The 19,526-nt window shown below is 69.3% G+C and carries 18 protein-coding genes; 15 read left to right on the forward strand and 3 right to left on the reverse strand.

The window, feature by feature from the left end:
• Window positions 1-34 precede the first annotated feature (34 nt).
• Entirely contained in the window at window positions 35-472 is a 438-nt protein-coding gene (gene rbfA / locus ACLQ2O_RS32575) for a 30S ribosome-binding factor RbfA (RefSeq protein ID WP_425839315.1), read from the forward strand.
• Entirely contained in the window at window positions 453-1,358 is a 906-nt protein-coding gene (gene truB, locus ACLQ2O_RS32580; protein ID WP_425839318.1) for a tRNA pseudouridine(55) synthase TruB, read from the forward strand. Before rbfA ends, truB begins: the two co-directional genes overlap by 20 nt.
• A gap of 251 nt (window positions 1,359-1,609) precedes the next feature.
• Here the strand turns inward: truB and ACLQ2O_RS32585 are convergent, their stop codons facing one another.
• The gene (locus tag ACLQ2O_RS32585; protein ID WP_425839321.1) at window positions 1,610-1,924 is read right to left on the reverse strand and encodes a PEP-utilizing enzyme; all 315 of its coding nucleotides are present in this window, start codon (window positions 1,922-1,924) and stop codon (window positions 1,610-1,612) included.
• A gap of 58 nt (window positions 1,925-1,982) precedes the next feature.
• On the opposite strand from ACLQ2O_RS32585, the gene ACLQ2O_RS32590 reads away from it, so the two are divergent.
• The 3 genes from ACLQ2O_RS32590 to ACLQ2O_RS32600 are packed head-to-tail and all read left to right on the forward strand — an operon-like array spanning window position 1,983 to window position 3,916.
• Window positions 1,983-2,402 carry a hypothetical protein gene (locus tag ACLQ2O_RS32590; RefSeq protein WP_425839323.1) on the forward strand — a complete coding sequence of 140 codons (420 nt, stop codon included), beginning with the start codon at window positions 1,983-1,985 and terminating at the stop codon, window positions 2,400-2,402.
• Complete coding sequence (locus ACLQ2O_RS32595; protein WP_425839326.1) at window positions 2,399-3,022, forward strand: transcriptional regulator; 624 nt, start codon at window positions 2,399-2,401, stop codon at window positions 3,020-3,022. The genes ACLQ2O_RS32590 and ACLQ2O_RS32595 overlap by 4 nt, the downstream gene beginning before the upstream one ends.
• Before the next feature lie 9 nt (window positions 3,023-3,031).
• On the forward strand, window positions 3,032-3,916 hold the full coding sequence (locus tag ACLQ2O_RS32600; RefSeq protein ID WP_425839328.1) for an NAD-dependent protein deacetylase: 885 nt from the start codon (window positions 3,032-3,034) through the stop codon (window positions 3,914-3,916).
• Window positions 3,917-4,039: 123 nt separating this feature from the next.
• On the opposite strand, the gene ACLQ2O_RS32605 is transcribed toward ACLQ2O_RS32600, so the two are convergent.
• The gene (locus ACLQ2O_RS32605; RefSeq protein ID WP_425839331.1) at window positions 4,040-5,083 is read right to left on the reverse strand and encodes an SGNH/GDSL hydrolase family protein; all 1,044 of its coding nucleotides are present in this window, start codon (window positions 5,081-5,083) and stop codon (window positions 4,040-4,042) included.
• A gap of 117 nt (window positions 5,084-5,200) precedes the next feature.
• Between ACLQ2O_RS32605 and ACLQ2O_RS32610 the strand changes: the two genes are divergently transcribed.
• From ACLQ2O_RS32610 to ACLQ2O_RS32635, 6 genes are all read left to right on the forward strand, one after another.
• Window positions 5,201-6,184, forward strand: a complete 984-nt coding sequence (locus tag ACLQ2O_RS32610) for a bifunctional riboflavin kinase/FAD synthetase (RefSeq protein ID WP_425839334.1) — start codon at window positions 5,201-5,203, stop codon at window positions 6,182-6,184.
• 117 nt (window positions 6,185-6,301) lie between these two features.
• A complete protein-coding gene (gene rpsO / locus ACLQ2O_RS32615) occupies window positions 6,302-6,574 on the forward strand; it encodes a 30S ribosomal protein S15 (RefSeq protein WP_425839337.1) in 273 nt (90 codons plus the stop codon).
• A 273-nt stretch (window positions 6,575-6,847) separates the two neighbouring features.
• Window positions 6,848-9,082, forward strand: a complete 2,235-nt coding sequence (locus ACLQ2O_RS32620) for a polyribonucleotide nucleotidyltransferase (RefSeq protein WP_425839340.1) — start codon at window positions 6,848-6,850, stop codon at window positions 9,080-9,082.
• Window positions 9,083-9,102: 20 nt separating this feature from the next.
• On the forward strand, window positions 9,103-10,392 hold the full coding sequence (locus tag ACLQ2O_RS32625; protein ID WP_425839343.1) for a M16 family metallopeptidase: 1,290 nt from the start codon (window positions 9,103-9,105) through the stop codon (window positions 10,390-10,392).
• Window positions 10,393-10,531: 139 nt separating this feature from the next.
• A complete protein-coding gene (locus ACLQ2O_RS32630; protein ID WP_425839346.1) occupies window positions 10,532-12,277 on the forward strand; it encodes an ATP-binding cassette domain-containing protein in 1,746 nt (581 codons plus the stop codon).
• 235 nt (window positions 12,278-12,512) lie between these two features.
• Complete coding sequence (locus tag ACLQ2O_RS32635) at window positions 12,513-14,117, forward strand: ABC transporter substrate-binding protein (protein ID WP_425839349.1); 1,605 nt, start codon at window positions 12,513-12,515, stop codon at window positions 14,115-14,117.
• A 38-nt stretch (window positions 14,118-14,155) separates the two neighbouring features.
• Here ACLQ2O_RS32635 and ACLQ2O_RS32640 read toward each other — a convergent pair whose 3' ends face one another.
• Window positions 14,156-15,352: an RNA-guided endonuclease InsQ/TnpB family protein gene (locus ACLQ2O_RS32640; RefSeq protein WP_425839352.1), complete on the reverse strand. Its 1,197-nt coding sequence runs from the start codon at window positions 15,350-15,352 to the stop codon at window positions 14,156-14,158.
• A 56-nt stretch (window positions 15,353-15,408) separates the two neighbouring features.
• Here ACLQ2O_RS32640 and ACLQ2O_RS32645 point away from each other — a divergent pair, with 56 nt between their 5' ends.
• From ACLQ2O_RS32645 to ACLQ2O_RS32660, 4 genes are all read left to right on the forward strand, one after another.
• Window positions 15,409-16,335: an ABC transporter permease gene (locus tag ACLQ2O_RS32645; RefSeq protein ID WP_425839355.1), complete on the forward strand. Its 927-nt coding sequence runs from the start codon at window positions 15,409-15,411 to the stop codon at window positions 16,333-16,335.
• Window positions 16,328-17,221: an ABC transporter permease gene (locus ACLQ2O_RS32650; RefSeq protein ID WP_425839358.1), complete on the forward strand. Its 894-nt coding sequence runs from the start codon at window positions 16,328-16,330 to the stop codon at window positions 17,219-17,221. Before ACLQ2O_RS32645 ends, ACLQ2O_RS32650 begins: the two co-directional genes overlap by 8 nt.
• A gap of 184 nt (window positions 17,222-17,405) precedes the next feature.
• Window positions 17,406-18,401: an ABC transporter ATP-binding protein gene (locus ACLQ2O_RS32655; RefSeq protein ID WP_425839361.1), complete on the forward strand. Its 996-nt coding sequence runs from the start codon at window positions 17,406-17,408 to the stop codon at window positions 18,399-18,401.
• Window positions 18,402-18,516: 115 nt separating this feature from the next.
• Entirely contained in the window at window positions 18,517-19,524 is a 1,008-nt protein-coding gene (locus tag ACLQ2O_RS32660; RefSeq protein WP_425839363.1) for an ABC transporter ATP-binding protein, read from the forward strand.
• Window positions 19,525-19,526: the final 2 nt, after the last annotated feature.

Here is a 19,526-nt window from a genome sequence, read left to right on the forward strand (position 1 = left end):
CGGACGTTACGCATGAATGAGGGAGTGAGCCCGGATGGGTGAAGCAAGGGCGAAGCAGTTGGCCGACCGGATCCAGGTCCTGGTCGCGGAACTGCTCGAGCGCCGGGTCAAGGACCCGCGGCTGGGCTTCGTGACCGTGACGGACGCCAAGCTGACCGCCGACCTCGGCGAGGCCAGCGTCTTCTACACCGTGTACGGCGACGAGCAGGCGCGCGCCGCCACGGCGGCCGCGCTGGAGTCGGCCCGCGGGCTGATCCGCAGCGAGGTCGGCAAGGCCCTGGGCCTGCGCCGGGCGCCGAGCCTGGCGTTCTACCTCGACGCGATCCCGGAGACGGCGGGCCAGATCGAGGAGCTGCTGGCCAAGGCCCGGCAGGCCGACGCCGAGGTGGCCAAGGCGGCCGCGGGCGCCAAGCCGGCCGGCGACGCCGACCCGTACAAGCGCCGCGAGGACGATGACGACGACGACGAGTGAACCGATCGTTGCCGACGGCATCGTTGTCGTCGACAAGCCGGCCGGGCTGACCTCGCACACCGTGGTCGCCCGCGTCCGGCGGCTGGCCGGCACCCGCAAGGTCGGGCACGCCGGCACGCTCGACCCGATGGCGACCGGCGTCCTGGTCGTCGGGGTCAACCGGGCGACCCGGTTGCTCGGGCACCTGCAGCTGGCCGACAAGTCGTACGACGCGACGGTGCTGCTCGGGGCGACCACGACGACCGACGACCGGGAGGGCTCGCTGGAGACCACCGCCACGCCTGAGGCGCTGGCGACGGTGACCGACGAGGCGATCGCCGCGGCGGTCGAGGACTACCGCGGGGAGATCTCGCAGATCCCGTCGAAGGTGTCGGCGATCAAGGTCGACGGCAAACGCGCCTACGAACGGGTCCGGGCCGGCGAGGAGGTCGAGCTCAAGGCCCGCACGGTGACGATCAGCCGGTACGACGTACTGGAGATCCGCCGGACCGAGCAGGGCATCGAGATCGACATCTCGGTCGACTGCTCGAGCGGGACGTACATCCGGGCCCTGGCGCGTGACCTCGGCGCGCAGCTGGGCGTCGGGGGACACCTGACGGCCTTGCGGCGGACCCGGGTGGGCGCGTTCGCGATGGCGTCGGCCCACACGCTCGAGGAGCTGGGCGAGGAGTTCGTGCTGCTGCCGATCGCGGACGTGGCGGCGGAGACGTTCCCGCGTTTCGACGCGGACGCCGACCAGGAAGTGGCCATCCGTACCGGGCGGCCGCTCGCCGGTCTCAAGCTGACCGACGGCGAGACGGCGATGTTCGCGCCGGACGGCACGTTCCTGGCGCTGTACGCGCCGCACGGCCCGCTGGCCAAGCCGAGCGCGGTTTTCGTCGGCTGAACGCAGGGCCGTCCTCGTCCGTCCCCGCGGGGCCGGTCGCGCGGGGCCGGTCCCTGCCGGTCCGCTCCCCGTACGTCCGGTCCGGTCCCCCGTACCCGTACGCCCGGCCCGGGTCCCCGCCCGTCCGCCCGGGCCCACCCCGCGGACGCCTTGACCGATGACTGCTCCCTTGTTGCACGACTGCTTCGATGTATCGCGGCAGTCGTGCAACAAGGGAGCAGTCGTGAAAGGGGGCCAGGTGTGGAGGAGGCTCAGCAGTTGGCCACGGTTCCGGCTGTGCCGTCGACCGTGGTGGGGGTGCCGTCGACGAGGACGCTCATTGCCTCGGCGACGCCGACGACCGCGGGGATCCGCTGTTCCCGGGCGACGATGGCCGCGTGGGAGAGCGGACCGCCGATCTCGGTGACGACGGCCGCGACGACGCCGAACAGGGGAGTCCAGGCCGGGTCGGTGAACCGGCAGATGAGGACGTCGCCGCGGCGCACGCGGTCGAAGTCGTCGGGGCCTCGGACGATCCGGGCGGGGCCGGACGCCGTACCGGCACTGGCAGGTCTTCCATGCAGCACTGGACACACCTTTCAACAGAATATTGACAACAGTCTGTTGATGATGGACCGTTCGGGGGTGCAAAGCAACGATCAGGCCGACGCCTCTCGGGAACGTCACGCTCGGCAGCAACTCCTTGACCTGGGCGCTGACGAGTTGGACCGGCGCCCGTGGCAGCCAGGACCGGTGCCGCCGTCGGCGGTTGATCTGATCCAGTTCTTCCTGTGGAAGGGCCACGACAAGGAGGCCGCGCTGGCCGCGCTGCAGTTGCTGTCGGCGGCGCGGGCGGAGATCGATCAACTGGAGACGGGGCTGCTGTTCGCGGCGCGGGGGCTGGGGCTGACGTGGGTGCAGATGGCACAGGCACAGGGGCTGAACTCGCCGCAGGCCTCGCAGCAGCGGCTGGACCGGCTGCTGGCGCGCACCGACCAGCCGTCGGGCCGGCCGTCCGACCAGCTGCCGGGTCAGCTCGGCCGGGTACGGCGGGACGAGTCATGAGCAGCTCGTCGTCGCCTGAGCTGCTGACGCTGCACGCCGTACGGCTGAAGGGGATGGGGGACGAGCAGACCGTCGCCGCCAGGTTCGCGCTCGATCGGGCAGTGGCGCGGGAGCTGCTGCTCGACTATCAGGCCTACGGCTGGGTGACGTGGAGCGAGTTCGCCGGGGCCGGGGGCTGGTCGCTCACACCGGCGGGGCGGGCGGAGAACGAGCGACGGCTGGCGGTCGAGCGCCAGGAGGCGGGCGACGCCGTACTGCGGGAGGTTTACCAGGAGTTCCTGCCGCTCAACGCGCGGCTGCAGCAGGCGTGCACGGACTGGCAATTGCGGCCGTCGCAGGACGATCCGATGGCGTTCAACGACCACACCGATCCGGCCTGGGACGCGCGGGTGCTGAAGACGCTGACGGCGCTGAGTCTGCGGCTCGACGAGCTGGTGGCGCGGCTGGCCGGCGTACTGGAGCGGCTGGGTGGGTACGACCTGCGGTTCGCGGACGCGCTGGGTCGGGTGCCGCGCGACAACACCTGGGTGGACGGATCGGGCAAGGACTCCTGCCACACGGTCTGGTTCGAGCTGCACGAGGATCTGATCGCCACGCTCGGGGTCGAGCGCGGTCAGTAGGCTGGAGGGGTGCGTTCCCGACCTACGTTGAGCTGGACCCCCGGTCCTGAGGTGCTGGCGCTCGCGCCCGGTACGGCGGATCTCGCGCCGGTGATCGACGCGGTGGCGGCCGGCGGTGCCGTCGTACTGTCCGGAGCGGGGATCTCGACCGAGTCGGGCATCCCGGACTACCGCGGTGCGACCGGCAGTCTGCGGACGCACACACCGATGACGTACGGCGACTTCGTCGGCAGCGAGGCCGGCCGCCGGCGGTACTGGGCGCGCAGCCACCTCGGCTGGCGCACCATCGCGCGGGCCGATCCGAACGCCGGGCACCGCGCGGTCGCGACGCTGCAGGCGCGCGGCTACCTGAGTGGCGTGATCACCCAGAACGTCGACGGCCTGCACCAGGCGGCCGGCGCGCGCGACGTGATCGAGCTGCACGGAAACCTGGATCGCGTGATCTGCCTGGCCTGCCGCGACACGAGCGCACGCGAGGAGCTCGACCGCCGCTTTCGCGCGGCCAACCCGGACTTCGAGGGCGAGGCGCTGCGGATCAACCCCGACGGCGACGTCGACCTGCCGGAGGAGACGGTCCGCGAGTTCCACCTCGTCCCGTGCCGCAACTGCGGCTCCCCGCTGCTGAAGCCGGACGTCGTCTTCTTCGGCGAGAACGTCCCGAAACCGCGCGTCGACCGCTGCTACCAGCAGATCGACCAGGCCGAGTCGATGCTCGTCCTCGGCTCGTCCCTCACCGTGATGTCGGGCTTCCGCTTCGTCCGGTACGCCGCCAAGGCCGGCAAGCCGGTCCTGATCATCAACCACGGCATCACCCGGGGAGACCCGCTGGCCACCCACCGGATCGACCTCCCGCTGGGCCAGGCGCTCACCGAGCTCAGCGCCGCGCTCGGCTGAACCGGCGGGCCGGGTGCCGCGCGGGCCTGCTCGGCCGCGAGCGCGGGGCCGGACACGAAAGCGCCGGGCCGGCCCACGCGTGAAGTGGGTCGGCCCGGCGTCCGCCGTACGGATTGGAAAGGGTCAGCGTTGCGCGCCGGTCCGTAGGCGGTTCAGGGAGGCCTGGTAGGCCTGTGGCAGGGGAGTGTTCTGGGCCTTGGTGCTGAGTTCGCGGGCCTGCCGCGCGAACCGGGCCTGCTCGTCGGCCGTCACCGTCGCCGGTGTGCCGGACAGCAACTTGTAGGTCAGCAGCGCGACGCCGGCCTGACCTTCGAACCGCGGGTGGTAGTTGAACGCCCGCAGCAGGTTGAGGTCCTTGCCCTGGATCCAGGCCTGGCCGTCGGGGGCGCAGGCGTCGTGGCCGGTGGACGGTCCGAAGGTGTCGAGGTACTGCGCGCCGGCCGCCTTGGCCGCGCCCTCGACCGCTTTGTTGAGCGCCTGCTCGATCGAGTACAGGTAGCCGTAGTCGCCGTCGGCGAACGGCAGGATCGCGGGGCAGGTGCCCTTCTCCGGCGCGATCTTCGGGTAGCCGATCAGTACCACGGTCGCCTTCGGCGCCTTCACCTTGACCGCCTTGACGACCGCGGTGATCCGGGTCTGCGTCTTGGTGATGTCCGCCTTCAGCGTGTCGACCCCGTCGACGGTGAAGTGCTGCTTGCAGGGCGCGCCCGTGGTGTCGCTGTCGCGCAGCTTCGGGCAGGTGTCGATGATCCGGCCGAAGACACCGAAGTCGTTGCCGCCGATCCCGACCGTGACCAGGTCGGTGTCCGGGGTCAGCGCGTCGAACTGCGGCGCGGCCACACCCAGCGGCGTGCTCTGCGGCGTGGTCATGTGGGTGGTGTCGGCGCCGCCGCAGCTGACGTCGGTGAAGCGGTAGATGTGCAGCATCGCGGCGAGCTGCTTGGGGTAGTTGCTGGTCGAGCGCAGGCAGCCCAGCGAGAGCAGCTCCGGCAGCGGCACCAGCGGTGCGGAGGTGTAGGAGTCGCCGAGCGCGACGTACTTGCTGTACGACGCCTTCGGGGCGACCGGGGACCGGTCCGGTGCGGCGGCCTGGGCCGGGCCGGCGACGGACACCGCGCCGATCGTGGCCAGCGCGGTGAACGCGGCGACTGCACGGGAAAGCTTCACGTGACCTCCGGAGAAGTGGCAGTGCGGCCCACAGTAAGTTGAGTCACTGGCCGATTACAAGGGGTGACCGGGGACCTGGTGCACCAGGCCCGGACCTTTCGTGGAATCCTTCTGCCTATGCGTGTCTGGCACGGTTTGGACGAGGTGGGCCCTGACTACGGTCCGTCGGTCGTCACCATCGGCAACTTCGACGGCGTGCACCGCGGCCACCAGGAGGTGCTGGCGCACGCCCGTGCGCGGGCCGAGCAGCTCGGTGGCCTGCCGGTGGTCGCGCTCACCTTCAACCCGCACCCGATGGCCGTGCTGCGCCCCGACAAGGCGCCGGCGACGATCAGCGAGCCGGAGGAGCGGGCCCGGCTGCTCTGCGACGCCGGTGCCGACGCGGTGCTGATCCTGCCGTTCGACAAGGAGACGTCGAACTGGTCCCCGCAGGAGTTCATCGACCGTGTCCTGGTCGGCACCCTGCACGTGAAGGCCGTCGTGGTCGGCGAGAACTTCCGCTTCGGCCACAAGGCCGCCGGGCACGTCGACACCCTGGTCGAGGCGGGCGCCGCGGCCGGGTTCGAGGTCGAGGGCCTCGCGCTGCGCGGTGAGGACCAGCCGTGGTCGTCGACGTACATCCGGGAGCTGATCGCGGCCGGTGACGTCGAGAAGGTCGCCGTCGCGCTCGGTCGCCCGCTGCGGGTCACCGGCACGGTGATCGAGGGCGACAAGCGGGGCCGCGAGCTCGGCTACCCGACGGCGAACATCCCGGCCGAGTCCGGTTCCGCGATCCCGCTCGACGGCGTGTACGCCGGGTGGCTGCGCGTGCTCGACCCGGCGCCGGGCACTCCGGCGTACGACGCGGCGTTTCCGGCCGCGATCAGCGTCGGCAGCAACCCGACGTTCGACGGGATCGACCGGCGGGTGGAGTCGTACGTGCTGGACCGTGACGACCTGGAGCTGTACGGGTCCCGGGTCGCGGTGGACTTCGTCGCCCGGCTGCGCGGCTCGCAGATCCGGTTCGACACGATCGAGGCGCTGCTGGTCCAGATGAAGACCGACGTGGACCAGGCGCGGCGGCTGCTGACCGGGGACACCCCGGTCGCTCCGGGTGATTAGGGCGGCCTGTCCACAGGCTGATACCCTGGCTGCTGCCGTCTGAACGGCCGCGGATCGAGAGTGCCCGGGTGACCTAAGCCCCGGTGCGCCGCGCAACGGACATCGAGAGGATCAATAGTGTCGTCTGCCAATCCTGAGGCGAAGAAGAAGATCATCGGCGAGTACGCCCTGACCGAGGGCGACACCGGTTCCCCCGAGGTCCAGGTCGCGCTGCTCACGCACCGCATCGCCGACCTGACCGAGCACCTGAAGGAGCACAAGCACGACCACCACAGCCGTCGTGGTCTGCTGCTCCTGGTCGGTCAGCGCCGCCGGCTGCTGAACTACCTGGCGAAGAAGGACATCAGCCGTTACCGCTCCCTGATCGAGCGGCTCGGTCTGCGCCGATGACGTCGTGAGAAGCGGCCACCGCACCCTGGTGGCCGCTTCTCGCGTATCCATGCCCCGGCCGGAACCGGCTTGGCGTGGCACAACTGAAGAGCTAAAACGACAACGAGACGACGCGACCCGCGTACCGGGACGACGACCGGTCCTCGGTAGTGGCTTTCGGGACGACAACGACCCGCGAGCCTCGATCGAAGACCGGCACACCCCCGGAGCCCGCGCCTCACGTCGTCTCAAGTGAGAGAGGGGTATCCCGTGTCGGGATCCACCAACGCGCCCATGGAGGGCGCACAGTACGCCGAAGCCGTGATCGACAACGGCAGCTTCGGCACCCGCACCATCCGCTTCGAGACGGGCCGTCTGGCCCAGCAGGCCGCCGGCTCCGCCGCCGCCTACCTCGACGGCGACACGATGGTGCTCTCGGCCACCACGGCCAGCAAGAAGCCCAAGGAGCAGTTCGACTTCTTCCCGTTGACGGTGGACGTCGAGGAGCGGATGTACGCCGCCGGCCGCATCCCGGGCTCGTTCTTCCGTCGTGAGGGTCGTCCCTCCGAGGAGGCCATCCTGACCTGCCGGCTGATCGACCGCCCGCTGCGGCCGTCGTTCGTGTCCGGCCTGCGCAACGAGATCCAGGTCGTCATCACGGTCCTGGCGCTCAACCCGGACAAGCTGTACGACGTACTGGCGATCAACGCCGCGTCGATGTCCACCCAGATCGCCGGGCTGCCGTTCTCGGGCCCGATCGGCGCCACCCGCGTCGCGCTGATCGACAAGCAGTGGGTCGCGTTCCCGACCCACACCGAGCTCGCGGACGCCGTGTTCGACATGGTGGTCGCGGGTCGTGTCACCGACACCGGTGACGTCGCGATCATGATGGTCGAGGCCGAGTCCACCCCGGGCACCTTCGACGCCGTTGCCGCCGGCAAGCAGGCGCCGACCGAGGAGATCGTGGCCGAGGGCCTCGAGGCCTCGAAGGGCTTCATCAAGACCCTGGTCGAGGCGCAGTCGGCGCTGGCCGCCGCCGCGTCCAAGCCGACCGGCGAGTTCCCGGTCTTCCCGGACTACCAGGACGACGCGTTCGCGGCCGTCGAGGCCGAGGCGACCGAGGAGCTGACCCAGGCCCTCGCGATCACCGGCAAGCACGACCGCGACGACGCCACCGACGCCGTCAAGGCCGCCGTGGTCGCCAAGCTGGCCGAGTCCTTCGAGGGCCGCGAGAAGGAGCTGTCCGCAGCGTTCCGCTCGCTCACCAAGAAGCTCGTCCGCAACCGCGTGCTGACCGAGAAGATCCGGATGGACGGTCGCGGTCTGGCCGACATCCGCCCGCTCAAGGCGCAGGTCAAGGTGCTGCCGCGCGTGCACGGGTCGGCCATCTTCGAGCGCGGCGAGACCCAGATCATGGGTGTCACCACGCTGAACATGCTCCGGATGGAGCAGCAGCTCGACACGCTCTCCCCGGAGACGCGCAAGCGCTACATGCACAACTACAACTTCCCGCCGTACTCGACCGGTGAGACCGGCCGGGTGGGTTCGCCGAAGCGTCGCGAGATCGGTCACGGCGCGCTCGCCGAGCGTGCCCTGGTCCCGGTGCTGCCGTCGCGCGAGGACTTCCCGTACGCGCTGCGCCAGGTCTCCGAGGCGCTCGGCTCGAACGGCTCGACCTCGATGGGTTCGGTCTGCGCCTCGACGCTGTCGCTGCTGTCGGCCGGTGTGCCGCTGAAGGCGCCGGTCGCGGGCATCGCGATGGGCCTCATCTCCGGTGAGGTCAACGGCGAGATCGAGTACGTCGCGCTGACCGACATCCTGGGCGCGGAGGACGCGTTCGGCGACATGGACTTCAAGGTCGCCGGTACCAAGGACTTCGTCACCGCCCTGCAGCTGGACACCAAGCTGGACGGCATCCCGGCCAGCGTCCTGGCCGGTGCGCTGACCCAGGCCAAGGAAGCCCGCCTGACCATCCTGGACGTGATGTCGAAGGCCATCGACGCGCCGGGTGAGATGAGCGAGTTCGCGCCGCGGGTCATCTCCGTGAAGGTCCCTGTGGACAAGATCGGAGAGGTCATCGGCCCGAAGGGCAAGATGATCAACCAGATCACCGACGAGACCGGCGCCGACATCTCCATCGAGGACGACGGCACGGTGTACATCGGTGCGACGGACGGCCCCTCGGCCGACGCGGCGCGCGCGATGATCAACGCGATCGCCAACCCGACCATGCCGGAGAAGGGCGAGCGCTACCTGGGCACGGTCGTGAAGACGACCAACTTCGGGGCGTTCATCAGCCTGCTGCCGGGCAAGGACGGTCTGCTGCACATCTCGAAGCTGCGTCCGCTGGCCGGTGGCAAGCGGGTCGAGGCGGTCGAGGACCTGCTGTCGGTCGGCCAGAAGCTGCAGGTCGAGATCGCCGAGATCGACGACCGGGGCAAGCTGTCGCTGATCCCGGTCATCGAGGGCGAAGACGGCGACAAGGCCGACGAGAAGGCCGACGACACCGAGGCCGCTGCCGCCGAGTGAGTCGAGCTACCACTAGCACGTTGCTGAGCCCGGAGGAGGGCGGTCCCGTCAAACGGACCGTCCTGCCCTCCGGGCTCCGCGTGCTCTCCCAGTCCGTGCCGGGCTTCCGCTCGGTCACTTTCGGCGTGTGGGTCGGGGTCGGTTCGCGCGACGAACCGGTGCACCTGTCCGGCGCCACGCACTTCCTCGAGCACCTGCTGTTCAAGGGCACCGAGCGCCGCGACGCGCTGGAGATCTCCGCGTCGCTGGACGCCGTCGGCGGCGAGATGAACGCCTTCACCGGCAAGGAGTACACCTGCTACTACGCGCGGGTGCTGGACTCCGACCTCCCGCTGGCCGTCGACGTGATCTGCGACATGATCACCTCGGCGACGCTGACCCCGGAGGACGTGGAGTCCGAGCGTGACGTGATCGACGAGGAGATCGCGATGCACGCCGACGAGACGTCCGACCACATCCACGACCTGTTCGCCGAGCAGCTGTGGGGGCCGACCCCGCTCGGCCGCTCCATCACCGGTACGCCGGAGTCGGTGGCCGGGCTGACCCGCCGTCAGGTGATCGGTTGGTACCGGCGCCGCTACCGTCCCGAGAACATCGTCGTCTCGGTGGCCGGCAACGTCGAGCACGCCGACGTCGTTCGCCTTGTCCGCAAGGCGTTCGAGCGGCACTGGGCCACCGGCGAGGCCGAGCCCGCGCCGGTCCGGGTCGGATCGGGGCGCAGGCTTCCGACGTACGGGGGAGTGCAGGTTCACCACCGCGACGTCGAGCAGGCGCACCTGGTGCTCGGGATGCCGGGGCTGGTGCGCAACGACGAGCGGCGCTACGTCGCCGGCGTGCTGCACGGGATCGTCGGCGGCGGGATGTCGTCGCGGCTGTTCCAGGAGGTCCGCGAGAAGCGCGGCCTGGCGTACTCGGTGTTCACCTTCGGTTCGGCGTACGCGGACTCGGGCATGGTCGGGGTCTACGCGGGCTGCCTGCCGAAGAAGGCGCCGGAGGTGCTCGAGGTGGTCCGGGCCGAGCTGAGCACGCTCGCGGCCGGTGACATCACGCCCGACGAGCTGCTCCGCGGCAAGGGCCAGATGCGCGGCTCGGTCGTGATGGGCATGGAGGACACCGGCGCCAAGATGACCCGGATCGCCAAGGCCGAGCTCGTGTACGGCGAACTGCCGACCGTCGACGAGATCCTCGACCGGATCGACGCGGTCACGCTGGACGACGTGCACCAGCTCGCCACCGAGCTGTACGCCGGTACTCCGGCCCTCACGGTGATGGGCCCGTACGACGAGGACACTCGCCAGTTCGACCTCTGAGTGGCGTATCGTCGCCGGCGATACGTCACTCGTTATCTGCCTCTGGATTCGCTGAACAGAATCACATCGCACTTAGCGGCCTTCGTGTCCCCGCCGGTTCGCCGGCTGGGACTTCGGCCTGCGATGAAAGAGGACCTGCATGTCCGGCCTGTCGACCCGTGAAGCCCTCCGGGACTCCGTCCGTACTGCCACCGAGTCGCTGAGCGACGCCGCGCGGTGGGCGCGCGGCTGGCTGGTGGTGTCGGCGGTTCTCCTGCTGGCGCAGGCCGCGTTGCCCGCGGCGCAGGTGGTGTTCCTGGAACGGTTGGTCGACGGGCTGTCGGCCGGACGGCCCTCGTGGGGCTCGTTGGCCGGGCTGACGGCGGTCGTCGGCGGGATGTACCCGCTCGGGCAGATCGGGCTGGCGGCGACGCAACGCATGGGTCTGCGGCTCCGGCTGCGGTACCGCGTGGACCTGGCGCACGCCGCCGCGCGGCTGGCGCCGAGCCGGTTGGCCCGGGCCGATGTGACGACGGACCTGGAAGCCGCCCAGGCGGCCACCGCGGTGATGGACGTGGTGGCGGGCCGGACCCTGCAGGTGCTCGGAGCCGGCGTGACCTCGGTGGTGCTGTGTGCCGTGGTGTGGGAGATCAACCCGGTGTCGGGTCTTCTGATCCTGGCCGCGCTGGTGCCGACCGTGCTGGCGTTCACCGGCATCTCGCGGATGGAGGCGCGCGGGTGGCCGGTGGTCGCCGCGGCGGACCGGCGGGCGGCGTACGCGACCGAGCAGCTCGTCCAGCAACGGTCGGGGACCGAACTGGCGGTGCTGGGCACGGGCGGGAAAGTCGCGGAATTGATCGCCGGCCGACGCACCGAGGCGACCAAGGTGCTGGACCGGATGATCGGCTCGGCGATGCTGTGGGAGTTCGCGGCAGCACTGGCGACCGCCGCCCTCTTCGGTGGAGCGCTCGTCGCACTCGTGCGGGGCGGAGCCTCAGGAGCCGGTACGGCGGCCGCCGTCGCCGGGACGATCTCGGGGCTGAACGCGATTCGCCTGTGTGGGTACGCGTTCGGCACGATCATCACGGCGACGCCGCAGGTCCGGATCTACCGCCGCTTCGTCGCCTCGGTCCCGCCGGCCGAGCCGCAGGTGGTCGTGCGGTCGGTGGAATCGATCGAGCTCGAAGGTGTCGGCTACACCTATCCCGGTGCCGACCGGCCGGCGCTGCATGACGTCTCGATCCACGCTGAGCGCGGCGAGATGATCGCGCTGGTCGGGGTCAACGGCGCGGGCAAGACAACCGCGGTCGGCGCGCTGGTCGGCATGCTGAAGCCGTCGTCGGGGCGTGTGCTGATCGACGGACAGGATGCCGCCGCACTCACCGAGAGCGAACGGCTCGGGCACTTCGGCCTGCTGGTGCAGGAGTTCGGGAAGTTCGAGTTCAGCCTGCGTGACGTCGTCGCGCTCGGCGCGCCCGGTCCGGTCACCGACGACGCCGTACGGCGTGCGCTGGTCTCGGGCGAGGCCGATGCCTTCACCAGCCGGCTTTCGGGTCTGGACGCCCAGCTCGGCCAGCAGTGGGGTGGGACCGGAATCTCCGGCGGCCAGTGGCAGCGGCTCGCGCTGGCCAGGATCTACCTGCGCGACGCCGGCGTCTGGATCCTCGACGAGCCGACGTCGGCGATCGACGCCGAGGCCGAGCGGGAGATCTTCTCCGAACTGCGCCGTACCCGGCACGAGCGGATCACCGTCGTGGTGTCCCACCGGGCCTGGACGCTGCGCGCGATGGACCGGATCTACGTGCTCGACGACGGCGCCGTGGTCCAGCAGGGCCGGTACGACGAGCTGCTCGCGGCGGCCGACGGACGGTTCGCGCGGATGTTTCGGGACCAGATGAGAAAGTGAGCTGTGGTCTGATGACTTGGGCCCTTCGGCCGGGCTAAGGTCGAGGTGGACGCCTGGGACTGTACCGGGTGCTCTGAGGTCTTGTCGTCTGTTCCGCTAAGTAACGCGTTTGTTACGCGCATGATTTTTGTTGCTGACAACGTTGACATGCGCAGTAACGACCAGCCAACATGGCGACCACATCCGCCCGCCCTAGCGGCCCTCCGCCGAGGAAGTTGGTTCGACCGTGCGACGTGTGACTGGTGTTGTGGGGGTGTCGCTGGGGCTCGCCCTGGTGCTCGGTGCCTGCGGTGACGGAGGCAGCGGCAGCGGGGACGGCGCGGGAGGCGGGGCCAAGAGCGCGGTGATCGCGATCGCCGCCGACCCGCTGGAGTACATCAACCCGCTGAACGAGAACGGCAGCCCGGGGATCCAGGTCGCCCAGGCGATGTTCGCGCCGCTGGTGGCCACCGACCCGGGCACCGGCAAGACCGTCAACGTGCTTGCCGACTCGGTCACGCCGGACAAGGCCAGCCAGACCTGGACGGTCAAGCTGAAGCCGGGCAACACGTTCCAGAACGGCCAGAAGCTGACCGCCAAGGACTACGTCGACAGCTGGAACCTGACCGCCCAGGGCTCGACGGCCTGGAAGAACAACGGGTTCTTCTCCAAGGTCGAGGGCTACGAGGCGCTGAACCCGCCGACGCCGGACGGCGCGACCCCGAAGCCGACCTCGGTCAAGACGCTCAGCGGGCTGAAGCTGGTCGACGAGCTGACCTTCTCGGTGAAGCTCAAGGTGCCGTTCTCCCAGTTCGGCCTGACCCTGCAGTACCTCGGCCTGGCGCCGCTGCCGGAGGAGGTCCGCAAGGACCCCGACGCCTACAAGCGCAAGCCGATCGGCAACGGCCCGTTCAAGCTGGACGGCGCCTGGAACCCCGGTGACGACATCAAGCTGGTCAAGTGGGACGGCTACAAGGGCCCGAGCGCGCCCGAGGCCGATGCGCTGACCTACCGGTTCATCCCGAACGCCGACACGGCGTACAACGAGTTCCTGGCCGGCACGGTCGACTTCGTCGACGTTCCGCCGACCAAGGTGAAGACCTTCAAGACCGACGCCCCCGACGGCTGGGTGACGGCCGAGAGCTCCGGCGCCAACTACCTGACCATCCCGGCCTGGGACGCGCGGTTCAAGAACCCCAAGCTGCGGCACGCGATCTCGATGGCGATCGACCGCAAGGCGATGGCCGACCTGGTCGGCCTGTCGACGCCGTCCAGCGGCCTGATCGCCCCGGACATCAACGGCTACCGGGCCGACGCCTGCAAGTACTGCGGGTTCGACGCGACCGCCGCCAAGCAGCTGCTCCAGGAGGCCGGCGGCTTCTCCGGCCCGCTGAACATCAACTACAACACCACCTCCGCGACCGGCCAGATCTTCGCCGAGGCGATCGGCAACATGCTGCGCCAGAACCTCGGCCTGGAGGTGAAGTACACCGGCAAGCAGGGCTCGGAGATCACCACGCTGGCCGACACCCGTAAGCTCGACGGGCTGCGCTTCTCCGGCTGGGGCCACGACTACCCGTCGATCGAGGACTACCTGACGCCGATGTTCAAGTCGTCGGGTGACGCCAACTTCGCCGGCTACGCCAACCCCGCGCTCGACGCCGTACTGGCCAAGGGCGACGCCGAGCCGGACCAGGACAAAGCGGTCAAGCTCTACCAGCAGGCCGAGGACATCGCGCTCGAGGACCTGCCGCTGATCCCCTTGTACGCCAAGCAGAACGCCTACCTGCACTCGGCCAAGATCGAGCCCCGGGTGTCGAAGTACACCGGCGTCCAGGCGCTCTACTCCACGTTCAATTGACATCGTCCCCGCCCGTGACCGGCCGAGGATTCCAACTACTACACGAAGGTAGTGTGTTGAGGTTCACGCTTCGACGAGACCCTGGTGGGCGTCTCTCGGCATGCGCTGACGGCCTGTCCGGCCGCGATGTTGACGGCCGCGTTCACATCAGCGTTGGCCTGATGGCCACAGGCTACGCACCGGAAGACCGCTTGGCTCTTGCGGTTCTCCGGTGCGCGATGCCTGCAGACACCGCAGGTTTGCGACGTGTACGCAGGATTGACCTTCTCGACTCGTCCGGCAGCCTTGTGTTCCAGACGGCGGACCAAGGCGCCCCAGCCGTTGGCCAGGATGCTGCGGTTGAGTCCCGCCTTGGCGCGACGACGGTTGGGCAGGTAGGCGCCTGGCCGACCGGGGTCGGGTTTGGGCTTGGGACGCCGCGTCATGACGGCGATGCGCAGGTCCTCCACCCGGATGACGTCGAATCGTCGCGCGAGGGTGGTACTCGTCTTCTCGACCCAATCCTTGCGACGATCAGCAGCCCGGACGTGCAGCTGGGCGATCGCAGCCCTCACCAGCCGAGACCGTTGGGAGCCGCGTACGCAACGGGCCAAGCGGCGTTGCAGGAACTTGAGCCGTTTCTGCTCGCGTTTCGACAGCCCCGGGCACGTCAGCAGCTCACCAGTGGACAGCGCAGCGGATACCGTCACCCCGCGGTCCACTCCGACGACCTCACCTGTGCCAGGTCCGGGGACCGGCGGCGGGATGGCGGCGACCGCGATGTGCCAGCGACCCCCGCGATCAAGCGTTACGCGGTAGGACTTCGCTGCGGGAACGGCGCGGGACAGGCGGAAGCGGACCCAGCCGACCTTCGGGACATTCACTGCTCCCCATCTACGGTTCTGCTTGACGATCCGCGACGACTGTTGGCCGACGATGCGGAACCCCTCGCGGATGCCCGCTTTGCGCCATGTGGGTCGCCGGCGAGTCCCCGTGTAGAAGGTGATGATCGCCTGACGGAGATCGCGCAGTGCTTGTTGCTGGACGGTCTGCGACCCGGACCGCAACCAGTCGAATGCGGCCCGCGCCTCGGTCAGCTGCCGGCATTGCTCGACGTAGCCCGGCGTCGCTCCTTTGTCGCGCGTCCACATCGACCATTGTTCGAGTGCCAGGTTCCACACATATCTGGCGTGGGCGCACTGTTCCAGCAACGCGGCGTGCTGCGTTGGAGTCGGGTACATCCGGAACCTGGACATGACCTCCATTCGATCAGGTGGGACCGACAGTTCTCCGTTCCAGAAGGGAGAGCCAAGTGACCCGGTTCGTCCTGCGCCGCGTGCTGGCGGCCGTGCCGATCGGTCTGATCGTCACGCTGGGGGTCTTCGCGCTCGTGTTCGCGATGCCCGGTGACCCCCTGCGTGAGCTGGCCGGTGACAAGCCCATTCCCGCCGCGGTGCTGGCGGCCAAGCGGGCCCAGTTCCACCTCGACGAGCCGTTCGTCGTGCAGTACCTGCTGTCGATGAAGGACATCTTCACCGGCCACTTCGGGACGACGTTCGCCGGTGCCGACATCGCCGACCAGCTCAGGCTGCGGATCCCCGTCACGCTCAAGCTGGCCACGATGAGCCTGGCGCTGCAGTGGATCGCGGGCCTGCTGTTCGGCCTGTACGCCGGCTTCCGGCGCAACGGGCTGGTCGACCGGATGCTGCTGCTGTCCACGCTGGTCGTGCTCGCCGTACCGGGTCTGGTGCTGTACTTCGCCGGGCAGTACATCTTCGGCGTCGAGCTGAAGTGGCTGCCGGTCTCCGGGGCCGCCGACGGCTGGCCGACGGCGTACCTGCTGCCGGCCGTCTGCATCGCGATCAGCGGATTCGCCGGGATGGCGCGACTGACCCGGACGTCGATCGTCGACACCGCGAACGCCGACTTCGTGAAGACCGCCCGGGCCAAGGGCCTGGGGGAGCAGCGGATCCTGTGGCGGCACGTGCTGCCGAACGCGTTCCTGCCGGTGGTCACGCTGATGGGCATCGACTTCGCCGGGATCTTCGCCGGCGCGGTGCTGGCCGAGTCGATCTTCAACCTGCCGGGGCTGGGGCAGTTCATGTTCTCGGCGATCCGGTTCAAGGAAGGTGGCGTGGTGGTGCTGCTGTCCACGCTGGCCTTCGTCATGTTCATCGTCATCAACCTGATCGTCGACATCGTGTACGGCGCGATCGATCCGAGGGTGCGCAATGTCTGAGGCCCAGCAGGTCTTCGGGACCGAGACGGCCGACCTCGAAGGCCGCACGCTGTCCAACACCGAGCTGCTCCGCGCGCTGCTGCGCAAGCCGCAGTTCGTGCTCTGCACGCTGCTGGTGCTGACGTTCTTCGTGATGGCCGCGTTCCCGAAGCTGTTCACGTCGGTCGACCCGCGCTTCTGCGAGCTCGGCAAGACCCAGCACGGCCGCGAGCCGGGGCACCCGTTCGGCTTCGACATCCAGGGCTGCGACTACTTCGCGAACGTGATCTACGGCGCGCGGCCGTCGGTGCTGGTCAGCCTGGTCGCCGGCATCGGCGGGTTCGTGGTGGCCGGCGTCCTCGGGCTGCTCGCGGGGTACTTTCCGGGCGCCGTCGACACGGTGATCTCGCGGGTGGCCGACGTACTGTTCGCGCTGCCCGGCCTGATCGCGCTGATCGTGATCCTGAACTCGGTGCCGAACCGGAGCATCTGGATCATCGTCGCGATCATCCTGGTCACCGGCTGGCCGCAGGGCATGCGGGTGATGCGGTCGACGGTCTTCTCGGTCCGCAATCGCGAGTACGTGCTGGCGGCGCGGTCGGTCGGCGTTCCACCGTTACGGATCCTGCGCAAACACGTGTTCCCGAACGCGATGGCGCCGCTGCTGGCGATGACCACGCTGGGCATCGGCGGACTGGTGGGGCTCGAGGCCGTGCTCACGTTCCTCGGGGTCGGGCTGCAACCGCCGTCGATCTCCTGGGGTTCGCAGTTCGGCGTCGCGGCGGCGTACCGCGACACTCCCCACCTGTTCCTCTGGCCGGCGCTGTTCATCTCGACGATGACGATCTCGTTCATGATCATCGGCGACTCGATCCGCGACGCCCTCGATCCGAAGTTGATGAGATGAGGGGAGTGTGGGTGGGTGTCGAACTCGGCTGTGTTTTTTGGCGTCGACTTCGTCGCCGCGGGTTTTGGGGCTTTTTCGCCCGCTCTTCCCTCGTCGGTCGGTCGCTGCGCTCCCTCCCTCCTCAGTCCAGAGCGGGCGGCCCCAAAACCTTTGTGGTGCTCCTTGAACCAGCCTGGGAGGGTCGATGACCACCGGTGAGGTGTTGTTGCGGGTCGACGACTTGAGTGTTGAGTTCGACACTCCGAACGGGACCGTGCGGGCGGTTGACGGGGTGTCTTGGGAGGTGCATGCGGGGGAGACCTTGGCGATTCTCGGGGAGTCGGGGTCGGGGAAGTCGGTGTCCACGCAGGCGTTGACCGGGATTTTGGAGATGCCGCCGGGGCGGATCGTGTCCGGGTCGGCGAAGTACCGCGGTGAGGATCTGATCGCGATGTCGGTGAAGGAGCGCCGCAGGATCGTCGGTGACCGGATCACGATGGTGTTCCAGGACTCGTTGTCGGCGCTCAACCCGGTGCAGTCGGTCGGGAAGCAGATCGCCGAGTGCTACCGGGTGCACCGCGGGATGTCCAAGAGCGACGCGATGAAGCGGGCCGCGCAGATGCTCGACCAGGTGCGGATCCCGGCCGCGGCCAAGCGGGTGAACGACTACCCGCACGAGTTCTCCGGCGGCATGCGGCAGCGCGTGATGCTCGCGATGGCGCTCGCGCTCGACCCCGACGTACTGATCGCGGACGAGCCGACGACGGCGCTCGATGTCACCGTGCAGGCGCAGATCCTGGAGCTGATCGCGGAGCTGCAGGCCGAGCGGGACATGGGCGTCGTACTGATCACCCACGACCTCGGCGTGGTCGCGGACGTTGCCGACAACGTCGTGGTGATGTACGCCGGCCACGTGGTCGAGCGGGCCGCGACCGCTGCCGCGCTGGAGCAGCCGATGCACCCGTACACCGAAGGCCTGCTCGGCTCGATGCCGTCGGCGGACCTGAAGGGCCAGGAGCTGCCGACGATTCCCGGGACGCCGCCGTCGTTGCGGGCGATCCCGTCCGGGTGCGCGTTCCGCACCCGGTGCAAGATCGCGATCGACGAGTGCGCCCACGAGGTCCCACCGCTGCTGACCGTCGCGCCGGGCCGCGATGCGGCCTGCATCCGCCGTACCGTGTTGAAGGAGGCCGTCGGATGACTCTGCTATCTCCTCGCCTCCGGCTCGGCGGATCATGGGGCTTCAACTCCCGGTCTTCCCTCGTCGCTCCGGTCGCTTCGCTCCCTCCACTCCTCAGTCCAGACCGGGAGGCCCCATGACCGACGAGTTGCTCGTGGCAACCAATCTGGTGAAGCACTACGACATCAGTCCGGCGTTGTCGTTCGGCGCCAAGACCGTGGTTCGCGCGGTCGACGGCGTGGATCTCGTGCTGCGCAAGGGCGAGTCGCTCGGCATCGTCGGGGAGTCCGGCTGCGGGAAGTCGACGCTGGTCCGGCTGCTCGCGGCCCTGGAGAAGCCGACCGACGGCGAGCTCCTGTACGACGGTGTCGACGTCGCCGGGCTGAAGGGCCGCGCGCTGCGGCGCTGGCGGCGCAACGTCCAGGTCGTCTTCCAGGACCCGTACTCGAGCCTGAACCCGCGGATGCGCGTCGGCGAGATCGTCGCCGAGCCGCTGGAGGTCCACCCGGACGTGTCGCGGGGAACGGACATCCGCAAGCGCGTGCGCGAACTGCTGGAGCTGGTCGGGCTGCGGGCCGAGGACGAGACGAAGTTCCCGCACCAGTTCTCCGGTGGCCAGCGGCAACGGATCGGGATCGCGCGGGCGATCGCGCTGAACCCCGACGTGCTGCTCTGCGACGAACCGGTGTCGGCACTCGACCTTTCCGTGCAGGCGCAGGTGGTCAACTTGCTGATGCGGCTGCAGCGTGAGCTGGGGCTGAGCATCATCTTCGTCGCGCACGACCTGTCGGTGGTCCGGCACGTGTCCGACCGCGTGGCCGTGATGTACCTCGGCAAGGTGGCGGAGCTCGGGCAGCACCACGAGGTGTACGACGTACCGGCGCACCCTTACACGCAAGCGCTGCTGTCGGCCGAGCCCGGTCTGGCCCGGGCCGGTGGGCGCCGGCGGATCGTGCTCGCAGGCGACCCGCCGTCGCCGGTGTCGCCGCCGTCCGGGTGCCGGTTCCACACGCGATGCCTGCAGGCCGAGGCGAAGTGCTCGGTCGACGTACCGGAGCTTCGGGTGATCGAGTCGGGTCAGCAGGTGGCCTGCCACTTCGCCGAAAAAGCGCAAGCGGCTTTCGCCGCAGGCGTGGCATCCTGACC

It is taken from the genome of Kribbella sp. DT2, assembly GCF_049844575.1.
In the GTDB taxonomy this organism is placed as follows: Bacteria; Actinomycetota; Actinomycetes; order Propionibacteriales; family Kribbellaceae; genus Kribbella.

Bases quoted from the DNA above. Each gene is read 5' to 3' on its own strand.
- rbfA (WP_425839315.1), top strand. From the start codon at position 35: ATGGGTGAAGCAAGGGCGAAGCAGTTGGCCGACCGGATCCAGGTCCTG.
- ACLQ2O_RS32655 (WP_425839361.1), top strand. From the start codon at position 17,406: ATGACCACCGGTGAGGTGTTGTTGCGGGTCGACGACTTGAGTGTTGAG.
- ACLQ2O_RS32630 (WP_425839346.1), top strand. From the start codon at position 10,532: ATGTCCGGCCTGTCGACCCGTGAAGCCCTCCGGGACTCCGTCCGTACT.
- ACLQ2O_RS32660 (WP_425839363.1), top strand. From the start codon at position 18,517: ATGACCGACGAGTTGCTCGTGGCAACCAATCTGGTGAAGCACTACGAC.
- ACLQ2O_RS32610 (WP_425839334.1), top strand. From the start codon at position 5,201: ATGCGTGTCTGGCACGGTTTGGACGAGGTGGGCCCTGACTACGGTCCG.
- ACLQ2O_RS32640 (WP_425839352.1), bottom strand. From the start codon at position 15,352: ATGTCCAGGTTCCGGATGTACCCGACTCCAACGCAGCACGCCGCGTTG.
- truB (WP_425839318.1), top strand. From the start codon at position 453: ATGACGACGACGACGAGTGAACCGATCGTTGCCGACGGCATCGTTGTC.
- ACLQ2O_RS32595 (WP_425839326.1), top strand. From the start codon at position 2,399: ATGAGCAGCTCGTCGTCGCCTGAGCTGCTGACGCTGCACGCCGTACGG.
- ACLQ2O_RS32650 (WP_425839358.1), top strand. From the start codon at position 16,328: ATGTCTGAGGCCCAGCAGGTCTTCGGGACCGAGACGGCCGACCTCGAA.
- ACLQ2O_RS32620 (WP_425839340.1), top strand. From the start codon at position 6,848: ATGGAGGGCGCACAGTACGCCGAAGCCGTGATCGACAACGGCAGCTTC.